27 protein-coding genes are annotated in these 23,029 nt (G+C 66.1%); 12 read left to right on the top strand and 15 right to left on the bottom strand.

Translation table 11 applies throughout. The features are described from left to right. Positions 1-2 precede the first annotated feature (2 nt). From FHW94_RS12070 to FHW94_RS12050, 5 genes are all read right to left on the bottom strand, one after another. Positions 3-1,133: a GNAT family N-acetyltransferase gene (locus FHW94_RS12070; RefSeq protein ID WP_168556041.1), complete on the bottom strand. Its 1,131-nt coding sequence runs from the start codon at positions 1,131-1,133 to the stop codon at positions 3-5. Beyond that, positions 1,130-1,936, bottom strand: a complete 807-nt coding sequence (locus FHW94_RS12065; protein WP_168556040.1) for a glycerophosphodiester phosphodiesterase family protein — start codon at positions 1,934-1,936, stop codon at positions 1,130-1,132. The genes FHW94_RS12070 and FHW94_RS12065 overlap by 4 nt, the downstream gene beginning before the upstream one ends. Then, complete coding sequence (locus FHW94_RS12060) at positions 1,908-2,375, bottom strand: RidA family protein (protein ID WP_168556039.1); 468 nt, start codon at positions 2,373-2,375, stop codon at positions 1,908-1,910. Before FHW94_RS12060 ends, FHW94_RS12065 begins: the two co-directional genes overlap by 29 nt. Before the next feature lie 85 nt (positions 2,376-2,460). Next, on the bottom strand, positions 2,461-3,078 hold the full coding sequence (locus FHW94_RS12055) for an HAD family hydrolase (protein WP_168556038.1): 618 nt from the start codon (positions 3,076-3,078) through the stop codon (positions 2,461-2,463). After that, the gene (locus FHW94_RS12050) at positions 3,075-3,317 is read right to left on the bottom strand and encodes a DUF3572 family protein (RefSeq protein WP_168556124.1); all 243 of its coding nucleotides are present in this window, start codon (positions 3,315-3,317) and stop codon (positions 3,075-3,077) included. Before FHW94_RS12050 ends, FHW94_RS12055 begins: the two co-directional genes overlap by 4 nt. A 134-nt stretch (positions 3,318-3,451) precedes the next feature. On the opposite strand from FHW94_RS12050, the gene FHW94_RS12045 reads away from it, so the two are divergent. The 5 genes from FHW94_RS12045 (at position 3,452) to FHW94_RS12025 (ending at position 8,078) form a co-directional block, all read left to right on the top strand. Continuing rightward, positions 3,452-3,814: a response regulator gene (locus FHW94_RS12045; protein WP_168556037.1), complete on the top strand. Its 363-nt coding sequence runs from the start codon at positions 3,452-3,454 to the stop codon at positions 3,812-3,814. Between the two features lie 96 nt (positions 3,815-3,910). Beyond that, the gene (locus tag FHW94_RS12040; RefSeq protein WP_168556036.1) at positions 3,911-4,150 is read left to right on the top strand and encodes an acyl carrier protein; all 240 of its coding nucleotides are present in this window, start codon (positions 3,911-3,913) and stop codon (positions 4,148-4,150) included. An 8-nt stretch (positions 4,151-4,158) separates the two neighbouring features. After that, positions 4,159-5,358 (top strand): aminotransferase class I/II-fold pyridoxal phosphate-dependent enzyme, encoded by a 1,200-nt coding sequence (locus tag FHW94_RS12035; protein ID WP_168556035.1) that lies wholly within the window; start codon positions 4,159-4,161, stop codon positions 5,356-5,358. Further along, complete coding sequence (locus FHW94_RS12030) at positions 5,358-6,173, top strand: SGNH/GDSL hydrolase family protein (RefSeq protein ID WP_168556034.1); 816 nt, start codon at positions 5,358-5,360, stop codon at positions 6,171-6,173. Before FHW94_RS12035 ends, FHW94_RS12030 begins: the two co-directional genes overlap by 1 nt. Positions 6,174-6,278: 105 nt before the next feature. Continuing rightward, entirely contained in the window at positions 6,279-8,078 is a 1,800-nt protein-coding gene (locus FHW94_RS12025; RefSeq protein ID WP_168556033.1) for an amidohydrolase, read from the top strand. 20 nt (positions 8,079-8,098) lie between these two features. Here the strand turns inward: FHW94_RS12025 and FHW94_RS12020 are convergent, their stop codons facing one another. Further along, entirely contained in the window at positions 8,099-8,392 is a 294-nt protein-coding gene (locus FHW94_RS12020) for an EthD family reductase (protein WP_168556032.1), read from the bottom strand. Positions 8,393-8,423: 31 nt separating this feature from the next. Next, the gene (locus FHW94_RS12015; protein WP_246866081.1) at positions 8,424-9,008 is read right to left on the bottom strand and encodes a rhodanese-like domain-containing protein; all 585 of its coding nucleotides are present in this window, start codon (positions 9,006-9,008) and stop codon (positions 8,424-8,426) included. Positions 9,009-9,083: 75 nt separating this feature from the next. Here FHW94_RS12015 and FHW94_RS12010 point away from each other — a divergent pair, with 75 nt between their 5' ends. From FHW94_RS12010 to FHW94_RS12000, 3 genes are all read left to right on the top strand, one after another. Then, positions 9,084-9,845 carry a quinoprotein dehydrogenase-associated SoxYZ-like carrier gene (locus FHW94_RS12010; RefSeq protein WP_168556031.1) on the top strand — a complete coding sequence of 254 codons (762 nt, stop codon included), beginning with the start codon at positions 9,084-9,086 and terminating at the stop codon, positions 9,843-9,845. Beyond that, entirely contained in the window at positions 9,842-10,807 is a 966-nt protein-coding gene (locus tag FHW94_RS12005; protein WP_168556030.1) for a quinoprotein relay system zinc metallohydrolase 1, read from the top strand. The genes FHW94_RS12010 and FHW94_RS12005 overlap by 4 nt, the downstream gene beginning before the upstream one ends. A 63-nt stretch (positions 10,808-10,870) precedes the next feature. Beyond that, complete coding sequence (locus tag FHW94_RS12000) at positions 10,871-12,610, top strand: alpha/beta hydrolase-fold protein (protein ID WP_168556029.1); 1,740 nt, start codon at positions 10,871-10,873, stop codon at positions 12,608-12,610. 25 nt (positions 12,611-12,635) lie between these two features. Here FHW94_RS12000 and FHW94_RS11995 read toward each other — a convergent pair whose 3' ends face one another. After that, positions 12,636-12,932: an usg protein gene (locus FHW94_RS11995; RefSeq protein ID WP_168556028.1), complete on the bottom strand. Its 297-nt coding sequence runs from the start codon at positions 12,930-12,932 to the stop codon at positions 12,636-12,638. Positions 12,933-13,066: 134 nt separating this feature from the next. Then, a complete protein-coding gene (locus tag FHW94_RS11990) occupies positions 13,067-13,708 on the bottom strand; it encodes a YqaA family protein (RefSeq protein ID WP_168556122.1) in 642 nt (213 codons plus the stop codon). Between the two features lie 422 nt (positions 13,709-14,130). Here FHW94_RS11990 and FHW94_RS11985 point away from each other — a divergent pair, with 422 nt between their 5' ends. Both FHW94_RS11985 and FHW94_RS11980 read left to right on the top strand, forming a co-directional pair. After that, positions 14,131-15,237, top strand: a complete 1,107-nt coding sequence (locus tag FHW94_RS11985; protein ID WP_168556027.1) for an OmpA family protein — start codon at positions 14,131-14,133, stop codon at positions 15,235-15,237. 276 nt (positions 15,238-15,513) lie between these two features. After that, a complete protein-coding gene (locus FHW94_RS11980; protein ID WP_246866080.1) occupies positions 15,514-15,990 on the top strand; it encodes a superoxide dismutase family protein in 477 nt (158 codons plus the stop codon). A gap of 72 nt (positions 15,991-16,062) precedes the next feature. On the opposite strand, the gene queC is transcribed toward FHW94_RS11980, so the two are convergent. From queC to FHW94_RS23580, 6 genes are all read right to left on the bottom strand, one after another. After that, positions 16,063-16,776: a 7-cyano-7-deazaguanine synthase QueC gene (gene queC, locus FHW94_RS11975; RefSeq protein ID WP_168556026.1), complete on the bottom strand. Its 714-nt coding sequence runs from the start codon at positions 16,774-16,776 to the stop codon at positions 16,063-16,065. A 73-nt stretch (positions 16,777-16,849) separates the two neighbouring features. Further along, positions 16,850-17,275 carry a hypothetical protein gene (locus FHW94_RS11970; protein WP_246866079.1) on the bottom strand — a complete coding sequence of 142 codons (426 nt, stop codon included), beginning with the start codon at positions 17,273-17,275 and terminating at the stop codon, positions 16,850-16,852. Positions 17,276-17,368: 93 nt separating this feature from the next. After that, a complete protein-coding gene (locus tag FHW94_RS11965; protein ID WP_168556025.1) occupies positions 17,369-18,265 on the bottom strand; it encodes an Hsp33 family molecular chaperone HslO in 897 nt (298 codons plus the stop codon). Positions 18,266-18,292: 27 nt separating this feature from the next. Beyond that, complete coding sequence (argF, locus tag FHW94_RS11960; protein WP_168556024.1) at positions 18,293-19,219, bottom strand: ornithine carbamoyltransferase; 927 nt, start codon at positions 19,217-19,219, stop codon at positions 18,293-18,295. 11 nt (positions 19,220-19,230) lie between these two features. Further along, a complete protein-coding gene (locus FHW94_RS11955; RefSeq protein WP_168556023.1) occupies positions 19,231-20,427 on the bottom strand; it encodes an aspartate aminotransferase family protein in 1,197 nt (398 codons plus the stop codon). A 151-nt stretch (positions 20,428-20,578) separates the two neighbouring features. After that, positions 20,579-21,361 (bottom strand): cold-shock protein, encoded by a 783-nt coding sequence (locus FHW94_RS23580; protein ID WP_168556119.1) that lies wholly within the window; start codon positions 21,359-21,361, stop codon positions 20,579-20,581. A gap of 283 nt (positions 21,362-21,644) precedes the next feature. Between FHW94_RS23580 and FHW94_RS11945 the strand changes: the two genes are divergently transcribed. Continuing rightward, positions 21,645-22,457 carry a TerC family protein gene (locus tag FHW94_RS11945; protein ID WP_168556022.1) on the top strand — a complete coding sequence of 271 codons (813 nt, stop codon included), beginning with the start codon at positions 21,645-21,647 and terminating at the stop codon, positions 22,455-22,457. Between the two features lie 30 nt (positions 22,458-22,487). Continuing rightward, positions 22,488-22,931 carry a TIGR01244 family sulfur transferase gene (locus tag FHW94_RS11940; protein ID WP_168556021.1) on the top strand — a complete coding sequence of 148 codons (444 nt, stop codon included), beginning with the start codon at positions 22,488-22,490 and terminating at the stop codon, positions 22,929-22,931. Positions 22,932-23,029: the final 98 nt, after the last annotated feature.

Raw genomic sequence — 23,029 nt, 5'->3', positions numbered from 1 at the left:
GGTTACCCCTTGCGATAGGGGGTGTGCCCGGCCAGTTCGAGCTGGCCCTGTTCGATCCCTTCGCGCTCGCGCACCAGGAAATCGGCCACGGCGGCGCGAAAACCGCGATCGGCGATGTAATGCGCCGACCACGTCTGCACCGGCTCATAGCCGCGCGCCAACTTGTGCTGCCCCTGCGCCCCCGCCTCCACGCGCGACAGGCCCAGCGCGATGGCTGCATCGATCGCCTGATAATAGCACAGCTCGAAATGCAGGAACGGCTTGTCCACCACGGCACCCCAATAGCGGCCGTACAGCGTATCACGGCCGATGAAATTGAGTGCGCCTGCCACCGGTTCGCCCTCGTGCAGCGCCAGCACCAGCAAGACCTTGTCCGCCATGCGCTGCCCGATCAGGTCGAACGCCGCGCGGGTCAGATAGGGCCGGCCCCACTTGCGCGCGCCGGTATCCTGGTAGAACACCCAGAACGCATCCCAGTGGGCTGGCGTGATCGCATCGCCGGTCAGCGCCACGATCTCCACCCCCGCCTGGGCGGCGGCGCGTTCCTTGCGCAGGTTCTTGCGCTTGGCCGAAGACAGCACGGCCAGGAAATCGTCGAACGTGGCATAGCCGCGGTTTTCCCAGTGGAACTGCAGGTCTGACCGCAAGAGCCAGCCGGCCTCCTCGAACAGCGGCAACTGCGCGGGCGCGATGAACGTGGCGTGGGCCGATGACAGGCCGTTCTGGTCCACGACCGCTTCGGCCGCGCGCAACAGCGGCAACGCCAGGTCGGGCCGCCCCTCGCACAGCAGGCGCGGGCCCGTGGCCGGGGTGAACGGCGCGGCGATCTGCAACTTGGGATAATATTCCCCGCCCGCGCGCTGCCAAGCATCTGCCCAGGCGTGATCGAACACATATTCGCCTTGGCTGTGCTGCTTGAGATAGGCCGGCAATGCCGCCGCAGGCCGGCCATCGGCATCGTCGATCAGCAGCGGCAGTGGCGTCCACCCGCTGCGCCCGCCGACGCTGCCCGATTCTTCCAGCAGGGTCAGGAACGCGTGGCTGACAAAGGGATTGTCCGCGCCGGCCAGCCGGTCCCAATCATCGGCCGGAACCGCGCCCACCGCGTGTTCCACGCGGGCGACCAGGCTCATGATGCGGGAGGGGCCAACAGCACCGGTCCTTCGGCGATCGGCGCATCGGCATAGGCGGCCGCGCGCTTGGCGTCTTCGGGCGTACGCACGGTCCAGGTCAGCACCGGCACACCCCGGCGCCGGGCCAGGCGCACCACGGGATTGGCGATATCGGCAATGTCATAGGCCAGGAATTGGGGACGCGCCCGCCACAGCGCAAGATGCCTCTTCAGGCGGGCCAGCAGGGTGCGGCGGCCCGCCTCGGTCACCACCAGCCCATGCACGACATGGGGCGAATAGCGCCGGAACCAGGCGGGCACGCGGGGATCAAAGCTCATCACCGCCACCGGCCCGCGATACCCTTCGAGCAGGCGCCGCACCGCCAGGCACAAGGGCGCAATGCGCCGGCCGCCCTGCGATTTCACCTCGATCAGCAGCGGCACGCGGCCTTCGATGCGATCGAGCAACTGGCGCAGGCCGGGAATGGTTTCGCCCGGCACCGCAGCACCGGTTTCGTCCAGCAGGCCGATGCGCGCCAGGTCTGCTGCGTTGAGATCGCCCACGCTGCCCTCGCGGCCGGTCAGGCGTTCGAGCGTCCAATCGTGGAACACGATGGCCTGGCCATCGTGGCTGCGCTGCACATCGCACTCGATGCCAAAGCCGCGCGCGATGGCGGCATCGGCCGCTGCCAGTGAATTTTCCGGCACGCCGGGGCCGTGCAGCCCGCGATGGGCATAGATCGCGTGCGCCAACCAGCCGGCCCGGTCCGCAGCCCGCGCCGGCAGGAGGAAGCGATCAATGAGCGCGAACAGCAAAGACAGCATCGATTTCCACCGCAGCGCCCAACGGCAGCACCGGCACGCCCACGGCGCTGCGGGCATGGCGCCCGGCATCGCCGAACACGGCCTGCATCAGTTCCGAGGCGCCATTGGCCACCTTGGGCTGATCGGTGAAATCGCCGGTCGAATTGATGAAGGCGCCCAGCTTGACGACCTGCTCGATCCGATCGAGCGAGCCGAGCGCAGCCTTGGCCTGGGCCAGCAGCATCAGCGCGCAGGCCTTGGCCGCGGCCGTGCCCTGTTCCAGGCTCACGTCTTCGCCCAGGCGGCCGGTGACCAGCTTGCCCTCGATGAACGGCAACTGCCCCGAAACGTGCAGCAGCCCGCCCGCCAGAACCGTGGGCACATAGGCCGCCACGGGCGCGGCGGCCTGCGGCAGTTCCAGGCCCAGTTCGGCAAGGCGGGCATCGATCGAAACGGTCATTACGGCAAACTCCAAGACGTGAAGCGAAAAATCAGGCGGCGGCCCAGTCCAGGCGGGCCAGTCCAGGCGGCCCAGCCCAGGCGGGCTAATCCAGCCGCGCCATCAGCCACGGCAGCGCGTGGTCCCAGGTATCGATCCGCGCGTGGGCGTGCCCCGCCTTGTGCGCGCAATCGATATGCGGCGCCAGCAAGGGCTCGCCGCACAGATGCAGGCGGATGACCTCGGGCGTGAGTTGTGACGCCGAATGGTGATGCTGGGGCAGATCATCGATGAACACCGCGCGCGTGGGCTGGTATTCATCGAGAATGGCCTTGAGCGCCGGCCCCTTGGGTCCCTGGTTGGTAAAGACGCGGGCCGTGATGCCCACGCTTTCCAGCTGCGCCGTGCGCGCCGCGCGATAGCCGTCCCCCAGGTTGGTGAGGATCACGAAATCGGCGCGTGTCGCCAATGTGCCCACCGCCTCCACCGCGCCGGCAATGGCCGGCTGGGCGTGCATCTGGGTGTCGAAGAACAAGTCGAGCAGGCGCCAGATCTCGCGCGGCTCCACCGCGCGGCCATCGGCGGCATGGCGCATGGCCTTGCCGAAATCGTTGCTTTCCATGACGAAGTCGATGTCGTGGTGGGCTTTCAACCAGGCCTTGTACGGGGCCACCATGTGCAGCAGCACTTCATCGCAATCGCTGATCACCAGCGGGCGGCTCATCCCAACTTCTCCCGTGCTGCGGCCAAGGCCTGGGGGCTTATATCGAGCGCGTCGGCCGCGGCAACAAGATCGGGCTCGTAAGCCATGAGGAAATCGAGCACCCCGCCCAGCACCGCGCTTTGCCCGGCCGGATCGGCCAGGCCGCTGCGCAGGGTTTCGGGCGTCATCCCGCTCAACGCCAGGAAGCGTTCGGCACGCTGCCCGTCGCCCAGCACCCAGCCGAGCGCGGCCAGCGCCAGATCCTGGGGATCGGGTACGGGGGACGATGGTTCGCGAATGATTGTCAGAGCCTTTCGAGGTCAATAGAGCATGGCGCGAACGAGGTGGGGCCCAAGGATGAGAGCCATGTGCCCTCGCGCAATAGAGGTGTTCCGTGGCAAAAAGAATTCTGGTTGTCGAGGACAACGACCTCAACCGCAAACTGTTCTGCGACCTGCTGGTCGCCAACGGCTTTACCGTGGAGCCGGTGGCTGATGGGCGCGAGGCGCTGGACCGCGCGCGCCAGTTCGTGCCGGGCCTGGTGATCATGGATATCCAGTTGCCCAACATTTCGGGCCTGGAACTGATCGAGGCACTCAAAGCCGATCCGGTGCTGCGCCAGATTCCGGTGCTGGCCGTCACCGCCTATGCCGGCAAGGGCGACGAGGAGCGCATCCGCGAGGCGGGCGCCGAAGGATACCTGGCCAAGCCGGTGTCGATCGGGCCGTTCATGCAGGCGGTGATGAAACTGGTGTAATTCCCCGTTCAGGCTTGACAGGGCAGGCCACAGGCCGCTTTTCCGCCGCAATGTTCTGGCAGGGGCACAGCCCTGCCCCACGGAGATAGAGACAAGATGGACCGCGCAGCGACCGCCGCAAGGATTGCCGAACTGATCGAGCCCTTCAACAAGAAGGGCGTGGCCATCAGCGATGCCACCACCTTTGCCGGCGACCTGGAGTGGGACAGCCTGACGGTGATGGATTTCGTTGCCGCGATCGAGGACGAATTCGACATCATCATCAGCATGAACCAGCAGGCCGAGATCGAGACGTACGGCCAGCTGATCGACGCCGTGACCAAGCTGCAAGGGTGAAACTGCCCATGACCGACCTGTTTTCCAAGTTTGACGGCCTGATCGAACAGCGCCGCGCCCTGCTGTCCACCGGCGTCACCGATCCGTTCAACCTGGTGATGGAAAAGGTGATCTCGCCCACGGTCGCGATCTGCAACGGCCGCGAGACGATCCTGCTGGGCACCTACAACTACATGGGCATGACGTTCGATCCGGACGTGATCGCCGCGGGCAAGCAGGCGCTGGACGAATTCGGTTCGGGTACCACCGGCAGCCGCGTGCTCAACGGCACGTATGCCGGGCACCGCGCCGTGGAAGACGCGCTCAAGGAATTCTATGGCATGGACCATGCCATGGTGTTTTCCACCGGCTACCAGGCGAACCTGGGCATCATTTCCACGATGGCCGGCAAGGGCGATTACATCGTGCTCGACATCGACAGCCACGCTTCCATCTGGGACGGCTGCAAGATGGGCGACGCCGAAGTCGTGCCGTTCAAGCACAACGATATCGAAGCGATGGAAAAGCGCCTCAAGCGCATTCCCGAAGGCGCGGGCAAGCTGGTCGTGCTCGAGGGCGTCTATTCCATGCTGGGCGACATTGCCCCGCTCAAGGAAATGATCGCCGTGGCCAAGGCCCACGGCGCCATGGTGCTGGTGGACGAAGCCCACTCGATGGGCTTCATCGGCCCCAACGGGCGCGGCGTGGCCGAGGACCAGGGCGTGCTCGACCAGGTCGATTTCGTGATCGGCACGTTCTCCAAGTCGGTCGGCACCGTCGGCGGCTTCTGCGTTTCGAACCATCCCAAGTTCGAGATCCTGCGCCTGGTCTGCCGGCCCTATGTGTTCACCGCCTCGCTGCCGCCCAGCGTGGTCCACACCGCCAGCACCTCGATCCGCAAGCTCATGCACGCGGCCGACAAGCGCGCGCACTTGTGGGAAAATTCCAAGACGCTGCACGCCGGCCTCACCCAGCGTGGCTTCAAGCTGGGCACGGAAACACCGCAAAGCGCGATCATCTCGGTGATCATGCCCGATCTGGAACGCGGCGCGATGATGTGGGAAGCGCTGCTGCACGAAGGGCTCTATGTGAACCTGGCGCGCCCGCCGGCCACGCCCGCCGGCATGACCCTGCTGCGCTGCTCGCTGTGTGCCGCGCACAGTGCCGATCAGGTGCAGACCATCATCGGCATGTTCGAACGCGCCGGCAAGGCGGTGGGTATCATCTGATGCGCGTGCGGTTGGTTGCTTTGGCCGGCGCGCTGGCGCTCGCCACGGCCGCTTCGCCCGTGCTGGCAGCCCAGGCCGGGCAGCCGGCCGCACCCGTGGTGGTGCCGGCCGCGCCTGCGCCGCGCGCTGCCGTGGCAGTGGCGGTGGCCCCCACCGGGCCCACCGCCATGGTACCCGAACCCTGCACGCCCAGCCGCGTGGGCGGCTATGACTGGGCCAATTTGTGCCGCTATCAGAAAGCGGATCGCCAGGTACCCCAGCCGGTGCGCGCGGTGTTCATCGGCGATTCGATCACAGAATGGTGGCTGACCACGGCGCCCGGCATCTTTGCCGGTGGCGTGGTGGACCGTGGCATTGCCGGGCAGACCAGCCCGCAGATCCTGCTGCGCTTTTACCAAGACGTGGTGCGCCTGCGCCCGCGGGTGGTGCACATCATGTGCGGCACCAACGATGTGGCCGGCAACACCGGCCCCACCAGCCCCGAGGAATATGCCGCCAATGTCCTGGCCATGGTCGATCTGGCCAAGGCCAACGGCATTGCCGTGGTGCTGGGCAGCGTGCTGCCGGCCGGTGGCTTCAACTGGCGCAGCGAAATGAAGCCTGCCGCGCAGATTGCCACGCTCAATGCCTGGCTCAAGGATCTCGCCCGCGCGCGGGGCCTGGCCTATGCCGATTACTACAGCGCGATGGCCACGCCCGAAGGCGCGATGAAGCCAGGCCTGTCGAGCGACGGGGTGCATCCCAATGCGGCCGGCTATGCCGTGATGGAGCCGATCGCCCGCGCCGCCCTGGCCGAGGCGGAAAAGCCGCGCTGACGTTTCGCGGTTGAAATTGGACACTTGTCCTACCCCCGCCCTATCTGCTTAGATCACAGATAGGGCGGCGCAGGGGGCGTCGCGCCGATGCGCGAGGTTGCCCAAATGTCTTCCCTTCGCCTGCTTTCGCTTCTCGCCGGTTCGGCGCTGGCGCTCGCCGCCGGCACGGCCCACGCAGCGCCTGCCGCCGATACGGTGCTGCTCCACGGCCGCATTCACACCATCGACGCCAAGGACAGCGTGGCCCAGGCCGTGGCGATCAAGGACGGGCGCATCGTCTATGTGGGCAGCGATGCCGGGGCCAAGGCGTTTACCGGGCCGGCGACCGAAACCATCGACCTGAAGGGCGGGGTGGTCATGCCCGGCCTGGTCGATGGGCACATGCACCCGCTGGAAGGGGGATCGGGCCTGCAGGCATGCGATCTGCAATACAAGCGGCTGACCGTGCCCGAATTCCAGGCCGCGCTGAGCGCCTGCGCCGCCAAGGATGGGGCCAGTGGAAACGGGGGCGGCCACGATGGCAAGTGGCTGGTCGCGGTGCACTGGTTCCAGCACGAAATGCAACCCTTGGGCATCGAGCGGACCAAGGCCATGCTCGATGCCTTGCCCACGCCACGCCCCGTGGCGGTGTTTGACTCGTTCGGCCATTCCGCGCTGGTCAACAGCCGCGCCCTGGCACTGGCCGGGATCGATGCCAAGACGCCCGATCCAGTGGGCGGGGCAATCCATCACGATGCCAGCGGCGCGCCCACCGGTCTGCTCGAGGATTCAGCGATGGATCTGGTGCGCAAGCTGATACCCACCCCCACGCCGGAAGATGACGTGGTGGCCGCCCGCGCCGCACTGGCCGCCATGGCGGCGCAAGGCGTGACCACGTTCCTCGATGCCGATGCGCCGGTCGAATCGATCCGCGCCTTTTCCACCCTGTCGAAAGCCGGGCAATTGACCGCGCGCGGCCATTTCGCCCCGCACATCGCGCCCGAGGAAGGGCCGAGCCCGGAAGGCGCGCTGTCGCGCATCATCGAATGGCGCCGCACCTATGACGAAGGCGCCGCGCGCGTGCAGCCCTCGATCATGGTGCGCACGGTCAAGCTCTATATGGACGGGGTGATCACCGCGCCCGCGTTTACCGGCGTGATGATCGCGCCCTATCTGGAAAACCACGGCACGGCGGACAAGCCCGATTGGCAGCCCGGCACCAACCGTGGCCCCGCGCCCTATTTCCCGCCGGCCTTGCTGGCCCCGCTGGTCGATCGCATCACCGCGCTGGGGTTCGACCCGCACATGCACGCCGATGGCGACGGCGCGGTGCGCATCGCGCTCGATGCCGTGGCCGCCTTGCGCAAGAGCCACCCGGCGCGCGACGCGCGCCCGGCCATTGCCCATGACGAGATCGTCGATCCCGCCGATTTCCCGCGCTTCCAGGCGCTGGGCGTCACCCCGGTGTTGTCGCTACAATGGGGCAAGCAGGCCGCCGATACAGTGGCCGGTGCCAAGGATTTCCTGGGGCCGAAACGCTATGCCTTCATGGAGCCATCGGGCCTGCTGGCCAAGGCCGGCGCGCGGATCACGTTCGGCAGCGACTGGCCGGTCGATCCGCTGAACGAATGGTTCGCGCTGAAAGTGGGCGTCACACGGCGCAACGATCCCTCTGCCGGGCCGGAATATAGCCAGCCGCTGTCGGGCGGCCCGCCGCTCACCGTGCCGCAGGCGGTGCGCGCCGCCACGATCAACGCGGCCTGGTCGCTGCGCGCGGAAAGCCAGGTCGGCAGCCTGGAACCGGGCAAGTTTGCCGACCTGATCTGGATCGACCGCGATATCTTCACCGGCAACCCCGATGCCATCGCGCAAACGCGCGTGCTGCGCACCATCGTCGGCGGCAAGACGGTGTACCAGGCGCCGTGATCGCGGCCTGATTCCCGCGGTCAATCTCCGGCGCGGTAGATCACCGGGGCAATGTCGGTGAAATTGGCCACGTCGCCCAGGATTTCCGGCGTATCGGGGCTGGCCAGCGCGGCATCGATTGCCGCCTGGCTGGCAAAGCGCAACAGCACGGCGGCTTTCCACGGCTGCTCGCCCGCCGGAAACAGGACTTCGGCCTGGGTGAAGCCGTGCGCCGTCCACAGCCTTTCCACCAGGGGAATGTGCGTGCCGGTGTAATAGGCGGTGTCGAACCTGGCGCCTTCTTGCGCGGGATAGCTGACGATCAAAGTGGCCATCGCATGTCTCCTGTGGTGAACATCCATAAATTCAGGGATTCGGCACGGGCACCGGGGCCGTATCGACCAGGCTGCCGCCGGCATCGTGCCAGCCTTCGATGCCTTCGGCCAGCCAGCGCACGCCCGTGACGCCGCCCAGCGCCAGGCGCCGCGCCACGTTCCAGCTCATCCAGCAATCGGCCCGGCAGAACACCACGATCGGCGCCCCTCGGTGTTGTTGCCGGAACGCCGCCACGCGCGCGGCAAGCGCCTGCCACAACACCGGATCGGGCGGGCTGCGCCCCGTTTCGGGATACCACAGCGCGCCGGGTATGGTTTGGTGCGGGCTGGCCAGCTGCCATGCGCCACTTGCGCCATCACGACGGGCGCCTTCGGCCGGCAACACATCGAGGAACAAGGCAGCGCCCGGCGCCAGGCCCAGCGCCTGCGCCGGCGATATGGCCGTGGCGGGCGCGGGATCGCGATCGACCGGCGCGCGAAAGGCGGCGCTGCGATAACCCTGGGCATCGAACGGTGCCTGTGACAAAGCCTGGGCATGAACCGGCGAAGACGCCAGGGCCAGGATCGCCGCGCCTGCGACCCCGGCGGGCAGCATGCGGCCCATCGCTGCGATCATCCTCTCATGCCTTCCGTTCTTGGCCTATGGTGCAATTGTAAGCGGGCCCCGGCCCAAGGCAAATGGTGCCTTGGTATGAAGCGCGCTGCCCCCTTCTTGCTGGCCATCCTGCTGGCCGTGCCGGGAACGACCCTGGCCGCGCCGGTGGCCGACCCGCTCGATTCGCCGATGTGGGCCAACCATGCCGCCTGGCTGCTCGGCAAGGCGCCGGTCCGGTTTGATCCGGCGGTGATCGTGACCATGCCCGATGTGACGGAAAACCAGCACGCCTTTCCCGTTGCCGTCGATGCCCGCGCCTTGGCGGGCGTGCAGCGCATCGTCGTGCTGATGGATCTCAACCCCCTGCCCGTGGCGATCGATTACCAGCCCCAGGCCGCGCTCCCTTACGTCTCGCTGCGCATCAAGCTGGACCAGCGCACCCCGGTGCGTGCCCTGGTGCTGACCGCTGACGGCGTGTGGCACGTGGCCGGGCGCTGGATCGATGCCGCCGGGGGTGGATGTTCTGCCCCGCCGGTCAGCCGGGTCAAAGGCGATTGGGCGCAGCATCTGGGCGAAATGCGCGGCGCGCTGTGGCGCGAGGCCGGCGATACCCGCCTGCGCCTGACAGTGCGCCATCCGATGGACACCGGCTACGTCGACAATATCGCCGCCTACAATATCGAAGCGCTGACCGTGCGCGGCGCAGATGGCGCCGCGCTGGGCACCATGGCGATCAACGGTTCGGTATCGGAAGACCCCGCTTTCACGCTGCTCTTGCCGCCTGGCGTGTCAGGCCCGGTGCACGTGCACATGGCCGACAGCAATGGCCGCACGTTCGATGGAAACCTCACGCCATGACCTGCACGCGGCGCGCCGCGCTGGGCCTCATCGCGGCAACACCCATCGCAGCCCATGCGGAGACCTTTGCCGGCGCCTATGCCTATGATCCGCAAGCGATCGGGCCGGGCATCTGGCTGGTGCGCGGCGCGGATGAAGCGATCGTTTTCGGCAATGGCGGGGCGATTGCCAACGCGGTGATCCTGGCCTGTCCGCAGGGCGGGGCGATCCTGTTCGATTGCGGCCCTTCGCTGCGCTATGCCCAGGGGCTGGCCGCCCTGGCCCGGAAGCTGGCTGGCGGGCCGGTGCGCCGCGTGTTCCTCAGCCACCTTCACCCAGACCATGCCCTGGGCACCGCCGCGTTCGATCCGGCCATCGTGGCCGCGCTGCCCGCCACCCGCGCCGAACTGGAGCGTGACGGCAATGGCTTTGCCGATGCGATGTATCGCATCCTCGCCGATTGGATGCGTGGCACCGCCGTTACCCTGCCCGGCGCCAGCGTCGTGCCCGGCCCGATCGAAGTGGGCGGGCGCAAGCTGACGGCTTTGTCGCTCGCCGGCCATTCCGCCGGTGACCTCGTGCTGGTGGACGAGGCGAGCGGCACCGTCCTCGCCGGAGACCTGGTGTTCCACGACCGCGCGCCAGCGACGCCCGATGCCGACCTGACCGCCTGGCGCAACAGCCTCGCCACGTTGGCGGCCCTGCCCCATCGCCAACTGGTGCCGGGCCACGGCCCGCTCGATCCCACCGACCAGGCCGCCATCGCGCAGACCCGCGACTGGCTCGATTGGCTGGAACCGGCGCTGCAACAGGCCGTGGCGCGGGGCCTGGACATGACCGAGGCGGGCGCGCTTCCCATTCCCGAACGCTTCGCATCCATGAAACTGACCCGTTACGAGCTGCAGCGCAGCGTGGCACACTTCTATGCCGCGCTGGAACAGCAGCACTTGCCGCGGATCGATGCCGCTGCGGGAAATGGCTGACAAGCGGTGATTTTGCGGGAATAGTGCGGCCTTCGCCACGATCACCAGGCGGGGGCAAAATTCATGAATCGCAACACGCGTCATCGTCGTTTCGCGCAAGGGCTGGGCCTTGCCGCGCTCGCCATGATCATGGCCACAGCGCCGGCCAGCGCCGAAGATTTCCGGGTCACCGTGCCCACCACGGCCAAGGACGGCCCCATCGATGGGCGCGTGCTGGTGATCCTGGCCGCCAAGCCCGACCCCGAACCGCGCGAGCAGGTAAAGCCCGACTATGATGGCGCGCAGGTCTTCGGCGTGACGGTCGATGGCCTCAAGCCCGGCGAGAGCACGACGGTGGGCAGCGGCGTGCTCGGCTTCCCGACGCTCGATCTCAAGTCCGTGCCGGCAGGGCACTACACGGTGCAGGCGGTGCTGCACCGCTATGACACCTATCACCTGGGCAACGGCAAGACCGTCAAGCTGCCCGCCCCGCGCGGCGCCGGGCAGAACTGGCGCGCAGAGCCGGGCAATCTGTTCAGCACGCCGCAGCAGATCGATTTCGATCCGGCGCGGCCGGGCACGATCGCCCTCACGCTCGACCAGGTGAACCCGCCGATCACCCCGCCGGCCGACACGCCCTTCGTGCGCCATTTCAAGATGCGCAGCGCGCTGCTCTCCAAGTTCTGGGGGCGCGACATCTTCCTGACGGCGCACGTGCTGGTGCCGCGCGATTTCGACAAGCATCCAAAAGCGCACTTTCCGCTCATGATATTCCACGGCCACTTCCCGGCCGACTTCGGCGGCTTCCGCACCAGCCCACCCGATCCCAACCTGAAATGCCAGCCCAGCGAACGCTTCAACCTGCCCTGCTACAACCGCACCGAGCAGGAAGAAGCCTATGCGTTCTACCAGCAGTGGATCGGCGACAAATTCCCCCGCTTCCTGGCGGTGGAGATCGACCACTCCAACCCCTATTACGACGATTCCTATGCGGTGAACTCGGCCAACCTCGGCCCTTATGGCGATGCCATCACGCACGAGCTGGTGCCGGCCATCGAAAAGCAGTTCCGTGGCCTGGGCCAGGGCTGGGCGCGGTTCCTCTATGGCGGATCGACCGGCGGGTGGGAATCGCTGGGCGTGCAGATCAAGTACCCCGACGATTACAACGGCGCCTTTGCCGCCTGCCCCGATCCCATCGATTTTCGCCAGTTCATGCTGACCGACATCTATGCCGACAAGAACGCCTATGCCTATGAGGGGCCGTTCGGGCGGGTGGAGCATCCCGGCAAGCGCGACTGGCTGGACCACGTGCCCTATACGATGGAGATGGAAAACCGCCTGGAGCTGGTGCTGGGCGACAAGAACCGGTCGGGCGGGCAGTGGGACATCTGGGAAGCGGTGTTTTCGCCGATGGGTGCCGATGGCTATCCCCAGCGGCTGTGGGACAAGCGCACCGGGGTGATCGATCCCAAGGTGGCGGCCTATTGGCGCGAAAACTATGACCTGCGCTATACGCTGGAGCGTGACTGGCCCAAGCTGGCGCCCAAGCTGCAGGGCAAGCTGCACATCTATGTCGGCACGATGGACAATTTCTTCCTCAACAACGCCGTCTACCTGATGGAAGATTTCCTCAAGAAGAGCGATCCGCCCTATCGCGGCGTGGTCGATTACGGCGACCGCGCAGAGCATTGCTGGAACGGGGATCATGCCCATCCCAACGCGATTGCGCGGCTGCGCTATCACACGTTCTACCTGCCCCAGATCCTCAAGCGGATCGAGGAAACCGCCCCACCCGGCGCCGACCTGAAGAGCTGGCGCTACTAAAGCGCCCGCTCTCTTTCCGCCGCGCTCAGTTGATGGTGATTACCCCATTGACCGCGCGGTATTCCTGCGGGCCGATCAGGTGGCGATGGGCGATGCGCACGGAATGGAGTGCAGCATCGATTTCGCGCCGCCAATGATCGAGGAACCCGCCCAGGCGGGGGAACCGCGGCGCAAGATCGTATTGCTGAAAGGCAAACATCTGCAACAGCGCCGGGTGATCGGGCATGTAATAATGCACCTCGATCGTGGTCAGGCCATAGCCGGCAAGTTGGCTCAAGAAATCGCTATCAATTCGTCCAGTATTCGCTCCGCCACGCACCATGCCTTCCCTCCGTGCGAGAAAGGGGCCCGGCCCGACGCAAAGCGGTCAGGCCCCGTGAAAGCCTGAAGACTTGAGGGGCCAAGCTTGGCACGTTGCGCTGCACAGTCAAGCCGCGGCATTAACCGCAGCGGCGTTTACCCTTGGGTGAGAATCGCCTTTTCGCAGCGCTCCATCGCCGCGGTCTTGCCACCGCCGCCGCCCAGCAAGGTTGCGGCTGCGAAGCCGGCCACCACCAGGATCACGAACCCGGCGGTGACCAGGCCCAGGTACTTGTCGATGAACCGCTTGATCGGTGCCCCGAACAGGCGGAACAGCACGCCCACGATCATGAAGCTGATCGAACGCGAAACCACGCTGGCCAGCAGGAACGGCACCAGCGGCATGCCGATGAAGCCGGCGGTGATGGTCAGCAGCTTGAAGGGGATCGGCGTTGCCCCCTTGAGCACGATGATCTCCACGCCATATTCGCGCAAGTAGCAGGCTGCCTTGGGGAAACTTTCCGTCAGATGCAGCAGGGCAAGCAGTTGCGTGCCCACGCTGTCGTACAGGAAATGCCCGATCGCATAGCCCAGCATCCCGCCCAGCACCGATCCCGCCGTGGCAAACGCGGCATAGCGGACGGCCTTGCGCGGCTCTGCCAGGCACATCAAACCCAGGAGCGGGTGGGGCGGGATCGGAAAGAAACTGGCTTCCATGAAGGCGAAGAGGAACAGCCACCAGCTGGCCTGCGGATGGGCGGCCTTGGCCATGGTCCAATCGTAAAGGCGGCGCAGCATGGTGTTGTCGTGTCCCCGGGTCAGTGGCGGCAATGGCGTGCGGGCGGGCCGCATCGCCCGTTCCTAGTGCAGTGCACAAGATTGCGCCAGCCATGTGAAGCCCGGTGTTGCTGCTTTGCCCACGGCACGCTCGCGCCAGATTGGCACCCCGCGCGCATGCGGGATGGCAAGGCCCGATCTCCGCCTATCGCGGACCAAATGCAGCTCATCGGCATTTTTTGCGCGAAATTCGGGAACCGCTTTTCACCTGCAGCATTGGAGGGGGCACATGAGGGTGGTTTCAACCGGGAAATTGCTGCGATGGTGACTGATACAGTTGCTTTTCGGCAACAGTTCACGCGTGTGTCCGCTTGCATGAACATAACAGAACCGGTAGACAACTGCCACGACGTGGCATGATCTCGCTAAAAAGGGGAAACGTAATGCGGAAACTGATCCTGGGCGTTGCCTTGGCATCAAGCGCACTGGCGACGCCCGCGCTTGCCAAGAGCAAGAGCTGGTATGTGGAAGGCGATGGCGGCGCGATGCTGCTTGAAGACGCCAACCACGATGTGAACGGCACCACGGATGCCGTAACGGTCGACTCCAAGACCGGTTATGACTTCGGTGCAGTCGTCGGTTACGATTTCGGTGGCTTCCGCCTCGAAACCGAAGCCAGCTATCGCCGCGCTCGTAACGACAAGGTTCGCAACAACGTCAGCGGCGTGGAATACACCCGTGACGCTGGCCAGATCGGCGGCAGCACCAGCGCGCTGAGCTTCATGGTCAACGGCCTGCTCGACTTCGGTCCCGACGATGGCCTCCAGGGCTTCATCGGCGGTGGTGCCGGTGTTGCCAAGGCGAAGTACTACGTCGCCACCCCGGTCGGCCTTCTTGACGACTCGCAGACCAAGTTCGCCTGGCAGGTTCTGGCCGGCGTTCGCGCGCCGCTCACCAAGCATGTCGACGTGGGCCTGAAGTATCGCTTCTTCAACGTCAGCGACGTCAACCTGGTCGGCACCAACGGCGCCTATGCCGGTGCGGACTTCTCGACCCGCTTCCGTTCGCACTCGATCCTGGGCACGCTGACCTACAACTTCGGTGGCGAAGAGCCGGCTCCGCCGCCGCCCCCGCCGCCTCCGCCCCCGCCGCCTCCGCCGCCCCCCCCGCCTCCGCCGCCGCCTCCGCCGCCGCCGGTGTGCAACAAGGGCCCGTACATCGTGTTCTTCGACTGGAACAAGTCGGACATCACGCCTGAAGCGGCCACCATCCTGGACAACGCCATCACCCAGTATGGCAACTGCCAGACCGTTCCGATCATGCTGGCCGGTTACACCGACCGCTCGGGCTCGCCGAAGTACAACCTTGGCCTGTCCAAGCGTCGTAACGACTCGGTCCAGGCTTACCTGACGTCGCACGGCATCCCGGCCTCGACGATCACCAGCCAGGCCTTCGGTGAAGCCAACCCGCGCGTTCCGACCGCCGACGGCGTGCGTGAACTCCAGAACCGTCGCGTGGAAATCACGTACGGTCCGGGTTCGGGCAACTAAGTTCCTCGGCCCCGGTAAAACGGGGCCGGGTTACCCAAGCCGAACGCAAAAAAACGAAGAGGGGTCGGAGCAATCCGGCCCCTTTTTCGTTGTCCGCTGCAGCAATGCCCGGCACATCGACTAGCGCCACGGCACAGCGGCAATATGCCAAGGAGATCCCGGATGCCTTCATCGCTTCTTTTCCACCGACTGCGCGCTCTGCGTCCCCTCCCCATCCTGGCGGGCCTGGCCCTGCCGCTAACCCTGGCCGCGTGCGGTGATGGCAGCATGGGGGGCATGCACAGCACCCCCACGCCCAAGGCGCAGGTCGTGGCCAATGCCACCCTCATGCTGGCCAGCGGCGCCAGTGCCGGCACGGCCGAACTGTTGCAGGGCCCCGATGGCTTCCGCGTGCATGTCGATGCCAAGGGCCTGCCGCCCGGCGTGCACGGCATTCACCTGCACACCGTGGGCAAGTGCGAGGCGCCCGGCTTCACCACAGCCGGCGGACATCTCAATCCCGATGGGCACCAGCACGGCGCGGAAAATCCGGCCGGATCGCACCTGGGTGACCTCACCAACCTGACGGTGGGCGCCGACGGCACCGGCGCGCTCGATTTCAGCCTGCGTGGCGGCGCCGACATGACCGGGCCGGCCCTGTTCGACGCCGATGGCACCGCCTTGGTGATCCATGCCGCGCCCGATGACTACAAGACCGATCCCAGCGGCAACAGCGGCGCTCGCCTGGCCTGCGGGGTCTTCGTGCGGCAGTGACCGCGCGCTGACGCAAAAAGGGGATGGGCAGGCTGGCTGCTCATCCCCCTTTTTTGCAACGGGTTGGCGGTATCAGGCGCCGTAGCGCGTGCCGTCGGTCAGGCCCGCTTCGGCAAAGCCCGCCTTGCGCAGGCGGCAACTGTCGCATTCGCCGCAGGCGCGGCCATCGGGCAGCGGATCATAGCACGACCAGCTTTCCCCGGCGTCGAGGCCAAGGCGCGCGGCCTCTTGCGCGATTTCCGATTTCTTGAGGTGCTGGAGCGGGGCATGCACGGTCACGGTGCCACCCTGGCTGCCGACCTTGGTGGCGACGCGCGCCAGGCCTTCGAAGCCATGGATGAATTCGGGCCGGCAATCGGGGTAGCCCGAATAGTCCAGCGCATTCACGCCGATATAGAGATCCTTGGCCCCGGCCGCTTCGGCCCACGCCAGGGCAAGCGACAGGAACACCAGATTGCGGGCGGGCACATACGTGATCGGGATGTCGTCGGTCAGGCCATCCTTGGGTACGTCGATCGCAGCGGTCAACGCCGAGCCGCCGAACTGGCGCAGATCGAGCGGCAGGATGACGTGGCGTTCAACCCCCAGGCGTGCGGCAATCACGCGCGCCGCATCAAGTTCCACGCGATGACGCTGGTTGTAGTCGATGGTCAAGGCCAGGACGCGAAAGCCCTGCTCCTGGGCCAGGGCCGCGCAGACCATCGAGTCCAGCCCGCCGGACAGCAGGACAACGGCAAGCGGCGCCTGTGCCGCGGGGGAAGATGAAGACAAGTCGGTATCGGTCATGGGCCAAGGGGCTAGACCTCTCGCCCAGCGCAGGCAAGCCCCCGGCACCCGCCGATTTTTGGCCTGGTGCCGGTCAGCGGGTGCAGGCGCCCAGCCGGCGTGCCTCGGCATTGAAGGCGAAAGGCAACCCCTGGGCGATGCCCTGGGCTTCGATCTGCAGCAGTTGCTCGTTTTCGAAGCGGATGCGGGTGAGCCCCGAACCGGCTGGGCCACAGGCATAGCTGACCGACACGGCGTTGGCCTCGTCCTGCACCACGAACCGGCGGCACGCTTGGCCGGGATGGCGCAGCTGGATCAACGGGCGCCCTTCGGCCAGGCACAGCCTGCTTTCGAAACCACCCGTTTCCCGCGCGCGCACCTGCCATTGCCCAGGCAGGATCCGATCGAGCATGGCAAGGCTCGCGTCACCCCGCTCGGCATCCGCCGGCGCCACCCAGGCGAGTGCAGAAGCAAGGATCGCCGCAGCGCAAGCGCGGCGCAACGCAGCACGGTACGTCATCAACCACCCTCCATCCCTGCCCGACGCGCGCAGCAGGTGCTTGCAATATAGAGCAACGGCGCCGCAATTGAAGGCCTGCGCGTTTTGCCAGCCTCAATCGAAACGAAGCGGAAACTCTTTCGAGCAGAACGCGCAATCCACCACGATAAGTCCATCGTCATTGGCCATTTCGGCGCGTTGGGCTTCGCCAAACCGGGCCAGCAATTCGCGGTAGTGCTCTGCCGAGCAGCGGCATCCGCGGGTGAGCGGCAGGCCGCGCGCCACGCGCACTTCGCTTTCCTCGTGAAACAGGCGCCACACCAGGTTTTCGAGGCCGAGTTGCGGATCGGTCAGTTCGGCAGGCGTGAGCGAACCGGCCAGCGCTGCCACGTGCTCCCATTCGGGATGGTCGAGCCGGGCATGCAACCGCTCGCGCCCTTCCTCGCCATCGGGCAGGTGCTGCACCAGCAGGGCACCCGCCACCGTGCGGCCGCCTTCGCTGTGCACGCTCACGCGGATCAGCGTGGGTACTTGTTCGGACTGGAAGAAATAGCTTTCGCAGGCGCGCGCCAGGCTGTCACCTTCCAGCGGCACGATACCCTGGTAACGCTGATCGCTGCTGGACAGATCGAAGGTGATCGCCAGATAGCCGTCCCCGAACAGGGCATGAAGCGAAGGGTGCGGCCCGAGTTCATCAAGCCGCGCGCGATCGTGGCGAACATAGCCACGCAATTCGCCCCCGCGATAATCGCATACCAGCAAGTCCACCACCCCATCCTGGGTCTGGGCCTGCATGGTCAGTTGGCCATCATCGTCCTTGAGCAGGGCGCCCAGCAGCGCGGTCAGCGCCAGCGCTTCGGCCAGCAGGTTGCGGATCGGCGCTGGATAGGCATGGGCCGAGAGCACGGTATCGAGCACCGGCCCCAGCCGCACCACGCGCCCCCGCGCGTCGCGCGCGGGGACGGTGAATTGCAGCACTTGGTCAAATCCGGTTTCGGCTTGGTCAGTCATGGAAGCTTTCGTTGGTTAGCAGCGCGGTCAGATCTGGCCGAACGCCCAGCGCAGCACCGATTTCTGCGCGTGAATACGGTTTTCAGCCTCGTCCCACACCACCGAGCGCGGGCCATCGATCACCGCGTCGGTCACCTCTTCGTTGCGGTGGGCAGGCAGGCAATGCAGGAACAGCGCGTCGCCCTTGGCTTGGGCCATCAGGGCCTCGTTCACCTGGAATGGTGCCATGGCCGCCAGCTTGGCCTCTGCATGGGCCTGGCCCATGGAAATCCAGGTGTCGGTCACCACCACGTCCGCCCCGGCCACGGCCTGCGCCGCATCGCGATAGACCGTGACTTTGGCGCCCTGGGCCTGCGCGCGCGTGACGAACCCGGCGTCGCAATCATAGCCTTCGGGCACGCCGATGCGCACGTTGAACTTCATCAGGCCGGCGGCCTCGACGATCGAGTTGAGCACGTTGTTGCCATCGCCCAGCCAGGCCACTTCGAGCCCGGGCAGCGCCTTGCGATGCTCGATCACGGTCAGCAGGTCAGCCATGATCTGGCACGGATGAGACAGGTCGGTAAGGCCATTGATGACAGGAACGCTGGCATAATGCGCGAGTTCCTCGACCTTGGCATGGTCGTCGGTGCGCAGCATGATGGCATCGGCCATGCGGCTGAGCACGCGAGCCGTGTCGGCGATGGTTTCGCCGCGGCCCAGCTGCGTGGTGCCGGCATCGAGCACAAGCGCCGATCCGCCCAACTGGCGCATCGCCACGTCGAACGACACGCGCGTGCGGGTGGAATTCTTTTCGAACACCATGGCCAGCACATGCCCGGCCAAGGGCGCATCGGCATCGGCCCGCCCCTTGGGCAGCGCGGCGCGCGCCGCCTTGCGATCCAGCGCATCGGCCAGCATCGCCGCCACCGCATCACCGCCGGCATCGGAAAGGTTGAGGAAGTGCCTGATCATGTCTGCTCGTCTCACGCCGCGGGAGCCGGAGGAACATAGCTGGCCGCGGCGGCCGAAAGCTTGTCCATGAATTCATCGATGTGGCTGTCGTCGATCACCAGCGGCGGCAGGACGCGGAACGTCATGTCGCCAGCCGAAACCGCCAGGAGCTGGTGGTTGTCGCGCATGTGGGCGACGAACGGGCGCGGCTCCATCTTGCACTTGACGCCCAGCATCAGGCCACGCCCGCGCACCAGTTCGAACAAGTCGGGATAGTTGCCGATGAACTGTTCGAGCCGCGCCTTGAGGCGATCACCGGTGGCGCGCACCTGGGCCAGGAATTCGGGATTGGCGACCACGTCGAGCACGGCCTCGCCCGCGGCCATGGCCAGGGGATTGCCGCCATAAGTGCTGCCATGCGTACCGAACACCATGCCGCGCGCGGCCTGCTCGGTGGCCAGGCAAGCGCCGAGCGGGAAGCCGCCGCCGATGCCCTTGGCGATGGACATGATATCGGGCGTCACGCCATACTGCTCATAGGCGAACATCGTGCCGGTCCGCGCCACGCCGCACTGCACTTCGTCGAAGATCAGCATCAGGCCATGCTCGTCGCACAGCGCGCGCAGGCCCTTGATGAATTCCTCGGTGCCTTCCTTGATGCCGCCCTCGCCCTGGATCGGTTCGACCAGGATGCCGGCGGTGTGCGGGCCGATCAGCGCCTTGGTCGCTTCCAGGTCATTGAAATCGACATAGTGGAAGCCGGGCAGGATGGGCAGGAAGCCCTTGTGCATCTTTTCCTGGTCCGAGGCACTGATCGTGCCCAGCGTGCGGCCGTGGAAGGCATTGCGGAACGTGATGATCTCGAACCGCTCCGGGCTCTGGCCGTGATACTGGTGATAGGCGCGCGCGGTCTTGATCGCGCATTCCACCGCTTCCGCGCCGGAATTGGTGAAGAACACCGTATCGGCAAAGGTCATGTCGACCAGGCGCTGCGCCAGATGCTCGCCCTGCGGGCTGCCATAGAGGTTGGACACGTGCATCAGCGTTTCGACCTGGCGCTGCAACGCGCCGATCAGGTGCGGATGCGAATGGCCCAGCAGGTTGACCGCGATGCCGCTGGCGAAATCGAGATAGCGCGTGCCGTCTTCGGAAATCAGGTGGCAGTGTTCGCCTCGCACCGGACGCACGCCGCACCGGGGATAGACGGGCATGAGCGGGGTGATCGACATGGGGTATGCTCCTGTAAATTCCAAGGACGGTGTATGGATCGGAAATGGCTGCAAAACGACAAATGGCGGCCCAGCGGACCGCCATTTGCACGCGTATGTGGTGATGCAAGGCCCCCGGGTCCATCAGACCCAAGGGGCAATGCGGCCGGGATCAATCCTGGCGCGGCACCAGGTTGACCGCCGAGTGCTTGCCTCGTCGATCAACTTCGAGGTCAAACTCCAGCTTGTCGCCTTCGTTGAGCTCGCGCAGGCCGGAGCGTTCGACAGCGCTGATGTGCACGAATGCATCGGGCTGGCCATCGTCACGGGTAATGAAGCCGAAGCCCTTCATGCTGTTGAAGAACTTGACGGTGCCAGTGGCCTTTTCGCCGGTCAGCTGACGCTGCGGGGCAGCCGGCTTGGCCGCCACGGGGATCACGTCGCCCACAACCTGAAGGTCAGCGGCAGAAATCTTGCCACCGCGATCGACGAGGTTGAATTCCAGGGTCTGACCTTCGGCCAGGCCTTCAAGGCCGGCACGTTCCACGGCGCTGATGTGCACGAACACGTCTTCGCCGCCGTCTTCACGCTGAATGAAGCCGAAGCCCTTCTGGCCGTTGAAGAACTTGACGACGCCCTTGCCGGTGCCAACCACCTGGGCAGGCATGCCGCCACCACGGGGAGCGCCGCCGAAGCCGCCACCACCGCCGCCGCCGCGATTGCCGCCGCCAAAGCCGCCGCGATCGCCGCCGCCGAAGCCGCCGCGGTCACCACCGCCGAAGCCGCCGCCGCGGTTGCCGCCGCCAAAGCCGCCACGGTCACCGCCGCCGAAGCCGCCGCGATCGTAGCCACCGCCAAAACCGCCGCCACCGCCGTAGGGATCGAAACCGCCGTCGTCGCCGAAACCGTCGCGCTTGTCGCGTCCGCGACCACGCCGCCCTCTGTCAAAACCCATAAAACCCAATAAACCTTACAATCCGCCCCAATTTTCCCGGCGCCACTGGCCGGACGCGGAGACCAGGGGCACGACAAGGACGACGTGCCGGGCTTTATGGGCCGGCCCTCTCCATTGCGCGGAAGACTATAACGAATAAAAAGCCGATGCGCGAACGGAATCGACGCGCATACGCGATTCAATCGCAAAATATCATTCTCAGCCACAATTCGTGACAAAAGTGCCGCGCTTTAGTGCCGCTTGGCGCCTTGCCGCAGCCTGAACGATACGGCACAAGCGGCCCATGGACCTTGTCGCTCTTCTATCCGACCCGCAGGCCTGGGCCGCGTTCGTCACCCTGGTGCTGCTGGAAATCGTGCTGGGCATCGACAACCTGGTGTTCATCGCGATTCTGTCCAACAAGTTGCCCGCCCACCAGCAGGCACGCGCGCGGCGCATCGGCCTGGCGCTGGCGCTGGTGCTGCGCCTGGGGCTGCTGTCCCTGATCGGCTGGATCGTGACCTTGCAGGCCCCGCTGTTCGACCTGGGCCTGGCCGGCGCCCCCGGCGCCCATGGCGAGCCCACGTTCGAAACGGCGTTTTCGGGACGTGACCTGATCCTGGTGGCGGGCGGGCTGTTCCTGCTGTGGAAAGCGACCAAGGAAATCCACCACACGCTTGACCCCGAACCCAGCGGCGAACTGCTCGACCAGAAGGGACACGGGGAAAAAGGCGGCCTGGGCCAGGCTGTCGTCGCCAACTTCGGCGCGACGATCGCCCAGATCATCGCGCTGGACCTGGTTTTCTCGATCGATTCGATCCTGACCGCGGTGGGCATGACCGACCAAGTGCCGATCATGATCGCGGCGGTCATCACCACGGTTTCGCTGATGATGCTGGCGGCCGATCCGCTGGCCAAGTTCATCGAGCACAATCCCACGCTGGTCATGCTGGCGCTGGCGTTCCTGGTGATGATCGGGCTGGTGTTGTTGGCCGATGGCTTTGGCGTTCACATTCCCAAGGGCTATATCTACGCCGCGATGGGCTTTTCGGTGTTCGTCGAACTGCTCAACATTGCCGGCCGCCGCCGGCGCACCGCCACGCGCCAGGCCTCCTGAAATTTCTCCTTTCGCACGCAAGGTATTGCCATGTCCCAGTTTCGCCAAGTCGACAGCCAGTTCCTGGCCAGCCCGCAGATCACCGTGGCCGACGTGGCCGAAGCCCAGCAACTGGGGGTGAAGCTGATCGTCAACAACCGCCCCGAGGGCGAATCCGACGACCAGACCCCCGGCGCGGAAATCGCCGCGGCTGCCGAGGCCGCCGGTATTGCCTATGTGGCCATTCCGGTCACGCACGCGGGCTTTTCCATGCCGCAGGTGGAAGCTCTCAAGCAGGCGCTGGCCCAGATCGGGGATGCGCCGGTGCTCGCCTATTGCCGGTCGGGTACGCGGTCCACGCTGCTGTGGGCGCTGGCCCAGGCGGCCAACGGCGGCAATCCGTTCGAGATCGCGGCCAAGGCGGGCGCGGCCGGCTATGACATCGGGCCGATCCGCGCCCAGGTGGATATCCTGAGCGCCCGCGCACAAGGTTAACGCGACGGCGCACCGGAAGGCCACCTGGCGCATGCCAGCGGCCGCCAAACCGGGCCTCAAGCGTTAAGGATTGTCAAAACACTGTGCCATCGTGAGAC

Source organism: Novosphingobium sp. SG720 (assembly GCF_012275365.1).
Taxonomy (GTDB): domain Bacteria; phylum Pseudomonadota; class Alphaproteobacteria; order Sphingomonadales; family Sphingomonadaceae; genus Novosphingobium; species Novosphingobium rhizosphaerae.
Note: the sequence above shows the minus strand (reverse complement) of the source record. Positions and strands in the feature narration are given on the sequence as shown.